Here is a 2,101-nt window from a genome sequence, read left to right on the forward strand (position 1 = left end):
GTCGTACAGCAGGTCACGGCTTCACGCTCCGATGTTCTGGTGGTTGAATGTGACAAGGCAGAGAAGAGCTTTGCCATCCCCTACGTTGCCGATTTACGTCCGGCGGACGGCGACACGCGTCGCACTTATTAATAGTCCTTTTGCCGTTGTTCGGCTGGATCGGGCTATCGGATTACGTGCGCGCGGAATTTCTGCGCAATCGCACGCAAGACTATGTGCGCGCCGCCCGCGCGATGGGTCTGTCGAACTGGCAGATCATCTGGCGGCATGTGTTGCCGAACAGTCTGACGCCGGTCATCACGTTTTTGCCGTTCCGCATGAGCGGGGCGATTCTCGCGCTGACGAGCCTCGATTTTCTCGGCCTCGGCGTGCCGTCGCCGACGCCGTCGCTCGGGGAATTGCTCGCGCAGGGCAAGGCCAATCTCGACGCGTGGTGGATATCGCTGTCGACATTCGGCGTGCTGGTCGCGACGCTGCTGCTGCTGCTGACCTTCATGGGCGATGCCTTGCGCAACGCGCTCGACACGCGCATATCGGATGCGGTCAAAGCAGGAGGCGGCCAGTGAGCGAGCCGCTTCTTTCGATCAGGGATTTGCGCGTGCGTTTCGGCGACACGCTCGCCGTCGATGGCGCGAGTCTCGATATCCACGCGGGCGAACGCGTGGCGCTGGTGGGCGAATCCGGTTCCGGCAAGAGCGTGACGGCGCTGTCGATCCTGCGCCTCGTGCGCGACGCCGAACTCGGCGGCTCGATCCGCTTCGACGGTCAGGATCTGCTCGCGAAGAGCGAGCGCGAAATGCGCGGCCTGCGCGGCTCCGATATCGCGATGATCTTCCAGGAGCCGATGACCGCGCTCAATCCGCTCTACACGGTCGGCGATCAGATCGGCGAGACGATCCAGCTTCACGACGGCGCGTCGCCGCGCGAGGCGCGCAAACGCGCAAACGCGCAAACGCGCGATCGCGCTGCTCGAGCGCACGGGCATCGCGGAGCCGCAGCGTCGCGTGGACAGCTATCCGCATCAGTTGTCGGGCGGACAGCGCCAGCGCGTGATGATCGCGATGGCGCTGGCGTGCCGTCCGCGTCTCTTGCTCGCCGACGAGCCGACCACCGCGCTCGACGTGACCATCCGCGCGCAGATCGTCGAACTGCTGCTCGAACTCCAGCGCGACGAAGCCGAAAAGCGCGGCATGGCGGTGCTCTTGATCACGCATGATCTGAATCTGGTGCGACGCTTCGCGCAACGCGTCGCGGTGATGGAGAAGGGCGTGCTGGTCGAAAGCGGCACGACCGACAGGATTTTCGAAGCGCCGCAGCACGCTTACACACAACGGCTGCTCGGGAGCAAGCCGAAGCGCGCCGTGTTGCCCGTGCTGCCGATTGCGCCGACGCTGCTCGACGCCAACAGCATTTCGGTCGATTTCCCGACGCGTCTGCCCGGCGTCGCGGGCTGGTTCCGTCACGGCAATTTCAAGGCGGTCGACGACGTCACGCTGATGGTGCGGCAGGGCGAGACGCTCGGCATCGTCGGCGAATCGGGCTCGGGCAAGTCGACGCTCGCGATGGCCTTGCTCGGCCTGCAACGCGTCTCGACCGGCGCGGTGCAGTTCCAGGGCCGCGCGCTCGGCGATTTTCGCGGACGCGAAAAAACCGTGCTGCGCTCGAATCTGCAAGTGGTGTTTCAGGACCCGTTCAGTTCGCTATCGCCACGGCAGACGGTGGAGCGGATCGTCGGGGAAGGGCTGGCGCTGCATCGGCCGGAACTGGATTCGGCCGCGTGCCACGCGAAAGTGGTGGCGGTGCTGCGCGAGGTCGGGCTTGACCGCACGGCATTGACGCGATATCCACATGAATTCTCGGGCGGCCAACGGCAGCGCATCGCGATTGCCCGCGCGCTGGTGCTCGAACCGAGCATTTTGATACTCGACGAACCGACCAGTGCGCTCGATGTATCGATCCAGACTCAAGTTCTGGGTGCGCCGGTAGACCGGCAAGGAGTAGGTGGTGAAAGTCCACTGCGATGAAGGAGTAGCGAACCACATCGGCCCCGAGCCGTGCGCAGGTCACCGCGAGGTGATCGGCGAAGCGTCGGCAGGGGAGC

General features: G+C 64.8%; 2 pseudogenes. Both read left to right on the top strand.

Annotation, left to right across the window (positions count from 1 at the left end):
* Positions 1 to 125: 125 nt before the first annotated feature.
* A pseudogene (locus tag BVER_RS28710) lies at positions 126 to 566 on the top strand (ABC transporter permease subunit); the annotation flags it as partial.
* Positions 563 to 1,973: pseudogene (locus BVER_RS35450) on the top strand (ABC transporter ATP-binding protein); the annotation flags it as partial. The pseudogenes BVER_RS28710 and BVER_RS35450, both read left to right, overlap by 4 nt.
* Between the last annotated feature and the right edge of the window lie 128 nt (positions 1,974 to 2,101).

It is taken from the genome of Candidatus Burkholderia verschuerenii (assembly GCF_001189365.1).
GTDB lineage: Bacteria > Pseudomonadota > Gammaproteobacteria > Burkholderiales > Burkholderiaceae > Caballeronia > Caballeronia verschuerenii.